At 69.4% G+C, this 7,267-nt stretch carries 7 protein-coding genes and 1 pseudogene; 5 read left to right on the top strand and 3 right to left on the bottom strand.

The window, feature by feature from the left end:
• Positions 1–127: 127 nt before the first annotated feature.
• Positions 128–331 carry a helix-turn-helix domain-containing protein gene (locus L0H79_RS19170; RefSeq protein ID WP_301486244.1) on the top strand — a complete coding sequence of 68 codons (204 nt, stop codon included), beginning with the start codon at positions 128–130 and terminating at the stop codon, positions 329–331.
• Positions 332–570: 239 nt separating this feature from the next.
• Positions 571–810 (top strand): annotated as a pseudogene (locus tag L0H79_RS22300) (hypothetical protein); the annotation flags it as partial.
• 521 nt (positions 811–1,331) lie between these two features.
• Here L0H79_RS22300 and L0H79_RS19175 read toward each other — a convergent pair.
• From L0H79_RS19175 to L0H79_RS19185, 3 genes are all read right to left on the bottom strand, one after another.
• Positions 1,332–1,496 (bottom strand): hypothetical protein, encoded by a 165-nt coding sequence (locus L0H79_RS19175; RefSeq protein WP_301486245.1) that lies wholly within the window; start codon positions 1,494–1,496, stop codon positions 1,332–1,334.
• Between the two features lie 31 nt (positions 1,497–1,527).
• Positions 1,528–2,043 (bottom strand): RES family NAD+ phosphorylase, encoded by a 516-nt coding sequence (locus tag L0H79_RS19180; protein WP_301486246.1) that lies wholly within the window; start codon positions 2,041–2,043, stop codon positions 1,528–1,530.
• A gap of 63 nt (positions 2,044–2,106) precedes the next feature.
• Entirely contained in the window at positions 2,107–2,505 is a 399-nt protein-coding gene (locus L0H79_RS19185) for an antitoxin Xre/MbcA/ParS toxin-binding domain-containing protein (protein WP_301486247.1), read from the bottom strand.
• Between the two features lie 204 nt (positions 2,506–2,709).
• Between L0H79_RS19185 and L0H79_RS19190 the strand changes: the two genes are divergently transcribed.
• The 3 genes from L0H79_RS19190 to L0H79_RS19200 form a co-directional block, all read left to right on the top strand.
• The gene (locus L0H79_RS19190; protein WP_301486248.1) at positions 2,710–4,182 is read left to right on the top strand and encodes a wax ester/triacylglycerol synthase family O-acyltransferase; all 1,473 of its coding nucleotides are present in this window, start codon (positions 2,710–2,712) and stop codon (positions 4,180–4,182) included.
• Entirely contained in the window at positions 4,179–5,705 is a 1,527-nt protein-coding gene (locus tag L0H79_RS19195) for an amidase (RefSeq protein WP_301486249.1), read from the top strand. The genes L0H79_RS19190 and L0H79_RS19195 overlap by 4 nt, the downstream gene beginning before the upstream one ends.
• Positions 5,706–5,760: 55 nt before the next feature.
• On the top strand, positions 5,761–7,267 hold a 1,507-nt coding region (locus L0H79_RS19200), incomplete at its 3' end, for a fatty acyl-CoA synthetase (protein ID WP_301486250.1).

Here is a 7,267-nt window from a genome sequence, read left to right on the forward strand (position 1 = left end):
GCTGGCGGGCGGTCACTTGCCAGCGAATTCTTTTCATTGGATGCCGGGTGACCGCCGGGAGTCGGCCGGCCCCTTGGGGTGGGTGAAGGGTGCGACCCAACGTCGCGGCGTCAGCCAAGGAGGAACCGTGAGCACGGAGACCAAACAAAGCGAGGCGACGCTTCCGCCCCTGTGGACGATTCGGGACGTGTCCGTCTTCCTGGCCGTGCCTGTGGGAACCCTCTATCAGTGGCGCCACCGCGGTGACGGTCCGCCCGCGCTCCGTCTGGGCAAGCACCTCCGGTTCGACCCGGACAGCGTCCGTCGCTGGGCACTGGACCAAGCCAGCTGAGATGGCGAGAGTCACCCGCGACGCGCGCGACGGCCGCTGGCTAGCCCGTTGGAGAGATCCGGCGGGGCGGCAGCGGAAGAAGTGGTTCGACCGCAAGGGCGACGCGCAGCGGTGGCTCGACCAGCTCCGGGCGGAGATGCATAGCGGCCACTGCATCGACCCGTCTGCTGCCAAGGCCGCGTTTGGCCCCTTTGCTGAGCAGTCGGCAGAGGGACTTCCTCATCTGAAGGGCCTCGACGGCGAATCGCTATCGAGGCATCGTCCGGCGCCACATCGTTCCCAAGTGGGGAACGTGGCGTCTCGGGAGGATCTCCAAGAGCGACGTCATCGCCTGGATTGCCGAAGTCGTAAGTAATGGGCTGCAGTCGGAGTCCATTCGGTGGAGGCTGTGGGATCTGCCGAGGGCACCACCGTGGTGCCGTGCTCGGTCGGGATCACCGGGACCTGCGCGGCGATGCGGGCGGGGACCTCGCGTTTGAGCGCCGCCGCGAGCTCGCGCAACGCCGCCGGGGTGACGGCTTGACGTGACGGGCCGAGGGCAGCTGTGAACCCACCGGTGCGCCACACCCGGATCCACCGGTCCACGCTGGCCCGCGAAACCCTCACCCGCTCACCGCCTGGGCCGGCGTTGGGGCCCAGCATCTTGACGCGCGTTAACCCGCGGGTCGTTCCTCTTCTGCTGCGGCCGGGCAAGCCTGCGAGTGGCCGGGGCATCCATAGAAGTACATGTTCGATGCCATGATTGAACCGAGGATGTCCGTGATTGAGCCGACGACATTCGGGGGTCGCGGTGAACGTCGAAGCAATGGCTGTGCAGGTCAGCGTCGATGTTCGCGGCGGAACCTACGGCGTTCGGGGCAGTGCTTTTGTCGCGAACCGAAAGGAATAGGTCGTCGGTTCGATTCCGACAGGCGGCTCCATCAGCGCCATCCGCCATCCTGTGCTCCGGGGGTTCTGCTGATCAGGCCCGCTATACCGCCTCGGTGCTAGTGAGTCGCCCTCAGCGATCCTCGGTGCGGGCTTGGCCGGCGTAGAAGGTCTTCACGGGGGCTGCGCCGGGGGCGGTCCATGCCGCCTCGACCGTCACGACCGGCAGGCGCTCTTCGGTGTTGACGTGCCGCAGGTGGTCCTGCAGCGGGCGCCGCAGCATCTGCCGGGGCCGCACGCCCAGATGGAACAGCCCGCAGCGGCGGGATTCAGCGAAGGATGCGCCTTCCGAGCGAGCGTGCCGAGTCCACGACGGCCGGGTGCGTCATCGTCAGGCGCTCGGTTCGCAGGCAGGAGTGGATCGGGGTCTCGTCGCGCGGGGTCAGGAGTGCGATGACAGCCCAATGTGGTCGGTGGTACGACCACCACCGGACGCCATCCCACTTCCGCTGCCCACTGGTGTCGGTCTCGTTGAAGATTCCTAATGCCCAGCCCTGAGTTGCCGGCCTGATGCGCGCGACAACCTGAGTCGGCCTGAGCGCGCGATCGCGGAGAGCGTTGGCGTCATCGAGATCCAAGATCCGAGCGTCGTCGGGGATCTCGAATACTCCGAGGACGCGTCTCGCTCCTGGCATTGCGGGGAAGTCGAACATCCCGGAGCGCCAGACCGCGAGGTCGGCGAACGTCTCGGCAACGGCCGTTTCAGGGGTGACTCCGAAGTACCAGGCGTCATAGCGGTCGGGGTTGTCGAGGCGTCCGCGACCCTGCGGGCGGTGGACGTACATGGGGTGCCCTGGCTCCCCGATCCTGGCTGCTTGGAGGTAAGGGAAGGTTCGGTAGACGAGCACTTACCCGAACGCTCCCGCTGCGGCAGCATCGAGGGCATCCAGTACCTCGGATGAACCTCGAACCCGAAGGACGTCGATCGGACGTGCACCGTCGAGGTACGAGTTGGAGCCGAACAGCCAGTCGATCGCCACCTCGGACTCCCAGATGAGGGTGGCACGGGCGAGCACGTGATCGAGGTCGATCAGTTCGCGCGCCTTGGCTGGGCTTGGCTGTTCCTTGCCTGAGCGCCACCGACTGGGCTGGCTCTTGCTCACGTCGAGCAGTTCGGCGAGACGAGTGATGCCGCCGAGAGCCTCGACGAGGAACTCAGTCCGCTGCATTGTCAGGGACTCAGCGTCGGCCGACGTGATGGGGTGCTTCTTGGTGCGCGCTCGCGGCTGCGGTCTCGTGACGGTCATGGCGTTGCACCTCCATAAGGAACTATACCCAACAAGATCGTTGGGCGATGCGCGCCTGCGCGACCCTGGATCGTGCCCAACCACGGTGCAACCCCGTCGTGTGGCAGGTTGCCGGCGGACCGAATGAAGCAGTACGAGGAGCCCGACGGACGGAACCGAGCATAATGGGCCATGCCAGACTCGGGAGGGACGCAGATGCCGTCGATGAACAGCATGGAGAGCATCTACCTGCGCCTGGAGCGCGACGGCTATCCGATGGACGTCGCAGGGATCTACCTCCTCGAGGCCACACCAGAAGGGCCGTTGCCCTTCGACGACATCCGGGCGATCTTCAGCCAGCGCATGGCCGACTCGCCGGTCGCCAACCGCATGGTCGCCCATGCGCCGTTGGGCATCGGCGAGGATCGCTGGACCCAGGCGGACGCTGTCGACTTCGACGCCCACGTGCGCCATCGTGTGGTCCCGGCGCCAGGAGACCTGCCGGCCATGCTCGCGACCGCCCTCGAGGTCTCCGCCGAGCCACTGGACCGTGGCAGGCCGCTCTGGCAGGCCTGGTACCTGACCGGCCTGGCCGATGGTCGGGCGGCACTGGTGCTGCGCCTGCACCATGCGGTGATCGACGGCATGGGGATGATCGCGCTGCAGCAGGTGCTCCTCGACGACGAACCCACCCCGGTCCTGCGCGACCGAGAGCCGTCGCCAGTCGCCGGCCGGGAATACCCGTCCCTGGCGCGCCGTGCCCTTCTCGAGATTCCGAGCCGTCTAGTCGCCAACACCGTCGCGACCCAGCGGCTCCTGGGTCGGCTCGCGGCAACCGTGCCGCAGCTGGTGGCGAGCTCGGCCCAGCTCCTGACGGGTGCCGCCGACCAGGGGGGTGCCCGTGCGGGATCGCCTGGTGCGGCGTCGATTCGGCTGCCCGGCTACCTTCCCTCACTGACCGACGCCCCTCCGGTGACGCTGTTCAACCAGCACGTCAGCGACCCGCTCAAGTCGATGGCGGTCACCACCCTGCCCTTCGAGCAGGTGCAGTCCGTGCGTCGAATCGTTCCCGGCGCGACGGTCAACGACGTCCTGCTGGCGCTCGTGACCGGTGCGATGCGCGACTACCTGGCGGCCCAGGGGGACCTGCCCGACGGGCCGATCCGCACCACCTGCCCGGTCAACGTGCGGACCGGAGGCGGCGGCGCTCAAGGCAACCACATCACCACGATGTGGGTCGAGCTTCCCGTGCACCTCGGTGACCCGATCGATCGCCTGGCCGCGGTGCGCACGAGCTCGGCTGCGGCCAAGGAGGACCTGCCGCGCTCCACGGCCGAATGGGAGTCGCTCGCCGACATCGGTGACCTGCTGCTGCCAGGGATCGTCACGGCGGCAATGGCCTTCGCCGGGACCAAGGCCTTCGGCCTGTTCCCGCCGACGCAGAACCTCACCGTCTCGACGCTGGCAGGGCCCCGGCAGCCGCTCTACCTGGCGACCCGCCGGATCACCAACACCTTCCTGCGCGGCATCATCTGCCCGCCGATCCACCTCTTCATCGCCGCCATCACGTACGACCAGGACGTCAACGTCACCATCACCACGGTGCGCCAGCTGTGCCCCAACCCGCAGGCCCTGGCCGACGGGCTGAGGGTGGAGCTCGACCGGCTTCTGGCGGCCGTCCCCCGATCTGACGCATGACGAAGCCGGCCACCCGCCCGGACGACCTGCGCGCCATCGTCGACTGGAGCGCGGCCGAGCTGTCCTCAGCGATCGCGGGAGGTCACGTCACGTGCGTCGAGGTGATGGCGGCATACCTCGACCAGATCGAACGGCTCAACCCGCGCGTCAACGCCATCGTCGCCCTGCGCCCGCGCGCGGAGCTGCTCGCCGAGGCGGCCGAGAAGGACGCGCTGCTCGCCCGCGGGGAGCGGCAGGGCTGGATGCACGGCTTCCCCCACGCGGTCAAGGACCTGGCCGACGTGGCCGGGCTCCCGACGACCAAGGGCTTCCACCGTCCCTTCGAGTCGGTCCCCCCGGCCACCTCCGACGCGATCTTCGTGCGGCGCATCCGGGCCGCCGGCGCCGTCTTCGTCGGCAAGACGAACACCCCCGAGCTCGGCCTCGGCTCGCACACGTACAACCCCGTCCACGGCGTCACCCGCAACCCCTACGACCTCGGTCGCACGGCCGGCGGCAGCAGCGGGGGCGCCGCCGTCGCGGTGGCGCTGCACATGGTCCCGGTCGCCGACGGCAGCGACTTCATGGGCTCGCTGCGCAACCCGCCCGGCTGGACGAACGTCTACGGCCTGCGCCCCTCCTTCGGACGCGTCCCATCCGGTGGTGGCGAGCTTTTCGTCAGCCAGGGCAGCGTCGACGGCCCGATCGCCCGCACCCCCCTCGACCTCGCTCTCCTGCTGGGCACCATGGCCGGGTATGACGCCCAGGCCCCGCTCTCGCTCGACGGCCCCGGCATCGACGTGGCGACCGCGTGCCAACCCCTCACCGGCGGGCGGGTCGTCTGGTTCCGCGACCTCGGCGGCTACCTGCCGATGGAGCCGGAGGTCCTCGAGGTCTGCGACGCCGCCGTCGACCGGCTGGCCGGCCTCGGGTTCGACGTCACGGTCCGCGGCGACCTGCCCGCCCACGGCACCTTCCGCGGCAGCGCAGACCTCTGGGAGCTGTGGCGCACCTATCGGCACGTGCTCGCCGGGGGAGTCAACCAGCCCCTCTACGACGACCCGAGAACCCGGGCGATGCTCAAACCCGAGGCGCTCTACGAGATCGAGGGGCTGCTGCACGGCCTGGACGGGGAGGGGGCCGGCCCGATCACGGCAGGAGACCTGCTCGCCGCCTCGGCCCGCCGCTCCGACCTCTACCGGGGCTTCCTCGACCTGTTCGAGACGTCCGACTACGCGCTCCTGCCGACCGCGCAGGTCATGCCGTTCGACGTCGAGACGACGTGGCCCAGGCATGTCGCAGGGCGCACCATGTCCTCCTACCACCGTTGGATGGAGGTCTCCACGATCGGCACGCTGCTCGGCGCCCCGACCCTCGCGATGCCGGCGGGTTTCGGCCGCTCGGGTCTGCCCATCGGCCTGCAGGTCATCGGCCCGAACCACGCCGACACCGCCGTGCTGCGCCTCGCCGCGAGCTGGCACGCCGCGACCGCCTGGCCCGAGCGGCGGCCCCCGGCCCTCCTCACGCGGGAAGGGTCGGTCTAGGGTCGTTACACCTGACCGGGATGCCCGTCCAGCGGGCCCGCACCAAGGAGTGCCCGTGAGCCACGCCCTTCGATCCAGCACCGTCGACGGCATCATCCGCCGCAGCGCCCACACCTACCGCGACCGGGTGGCCCTGCTCTTCGGTGACCGGGAGTGGACGTATGCCGCTCTCGACGACGCCGTCTCCCGCGCGGCGAGCCGGTTGCTGGGTCTCGGGCTCGCCAAGGGTGACCGGGTCGCGGCCTACGGCAAGAACTCCGACGCCTACCTCATCGGCTTCCTCGCCTGCGCTCGCGCCGGGCTCGTGCACGTCCCGCTCAACTACAACCTCACCGGCGCCGAGCTGAGCTACCTGATCCAACAGTCGGGGTCGCGGGCGATCCTCGTCGACCCGGCGCTCGAAGGGCCGCTCGGCGGAGTCGACGCGGAGGTGCTCGCGCAGCTGGAGCACCGGATCCCGTTGCGGGACAAGGCCGGGTCACTCATCGAGACCGCGACGCAGGGTGTGGTTGCCGCGTTCGAGGTCGACGTGACCGACACCGACCTGGCCCAGTTCCTCTTCACCTCCGGCACCACCTCCCGGCCCAAGGCGGCGATGATGAGCCACCGGGCGCTCGTGCACGAGTACGTCTCGTGCATCGTCGGGCTCGACCTGTCGGCGGACGACGCGCCGCTGCACGTGATGCCGCTCTACCACTCGGCGCAGATGCACGTCTTCCTCATGCCGTGGCTCGCGATCGGCGCGACGAACACCCTCCTCGAGGTGCCGGACGGCGGCGAGATCCTGCGGCGCATGGAGCAGGACGGGCACCGGGCCTTCTTCGCGGCGCCGACGCTCTGGGTGGCCCTGACCAACCACGCCGACTTTTCGACGCGTGACCTGTCCGGGCTGCGCAAGGCCTACTACGGGGCCTCGATCATGCCGGTGCCGATCATCAAGCGGCTCGAGGCGAAGATGCCCGGGATCGGCTTCTACAACTGCTTCGGCCAGTCCGAGATCGCCCCGCTCGCAACGATCCTGCGTCCCGAGGAGCACGCCGACCGGCCCGACTCGGCCGGACGGCCGTGCCTGTTCGTCGAGGCGCGCGTCGTCGACGATGCGGGCCAGGACGTCCCGGTCGGGCAGACCGGCGAGATCGTCTACCGCTCGCCCCACCTGTGCGACGGCTACTGGGACAACCCGGAGGCCACCGAGGAGGCCTTCGCCGGTGGCTGGTTCCACTCCGGCGACCTCGTCCGGATGGACGAGGAGGGCTACGTCTTCGTCGTCGACCGGATCAAGGACGTCATCAACACCGGCGGTGTGCTCGTCGCCTCGCGCGAGGTCGAGGACGCGCTCTACACGCACCCGGCCGTCGGTGAGGTGGCCGTCATCGGGATGCCCGACGAGAAGTGGGTCGAGGCCGTCGTCGCGGTCGTCGTGCGCAAGGCCGACGTCACAGCGCAGGAGCTGACCGAGCACGCCCGCAAGACCCTCGCCGGCTTCAAGATCCCCAAGCGGATCCTGTTCGTCGACGAGCTGCCCCGCAACGCCTCGGGCAAGATCCTCAAACGCGAGCTGC

Source organism: Intrasporangium sp. (assembly GCF_030452765.1).
Lineage (GTDB): Bacteria > Actinomycetota > Actinomycetes > Actinomycetales > Dermatophilaceae > Intrasporangium_A.

Excerpts from the sequence above, each read along its gene's own strand:
- L0H79_RS19185 (WP_301486247.1), bottom strand. The coding sequence starts at position 2,505 with ATGACCGTCACGAGACCGCAGCCGCGAGCGCGCACCAAGAAGCACCCC.
- L0H79_RS19195 (WP_301486249.1), top strand. The coding sequence starts at position 4,179 with ATGACGAAGCCGGCCACCCGCCCGGACGACCTGCGCGCCATCGTCGAC.
- L0H79_RS19190 (WP_301486248.1), top strand. The coding sequence starts at position 2,710 with ATGAACAGCATGGAGAGCATCTACCTGCGCCTGGAGCGCGACGGCTAT.
- L0H79_RS19180 (WP_301486246.1), bottom strand. The coding sequence starts at position 2,043 with ATGTACGTCCACCGCCCGCAGGGTCGCGGACGCCTCGACAACCCCGAC.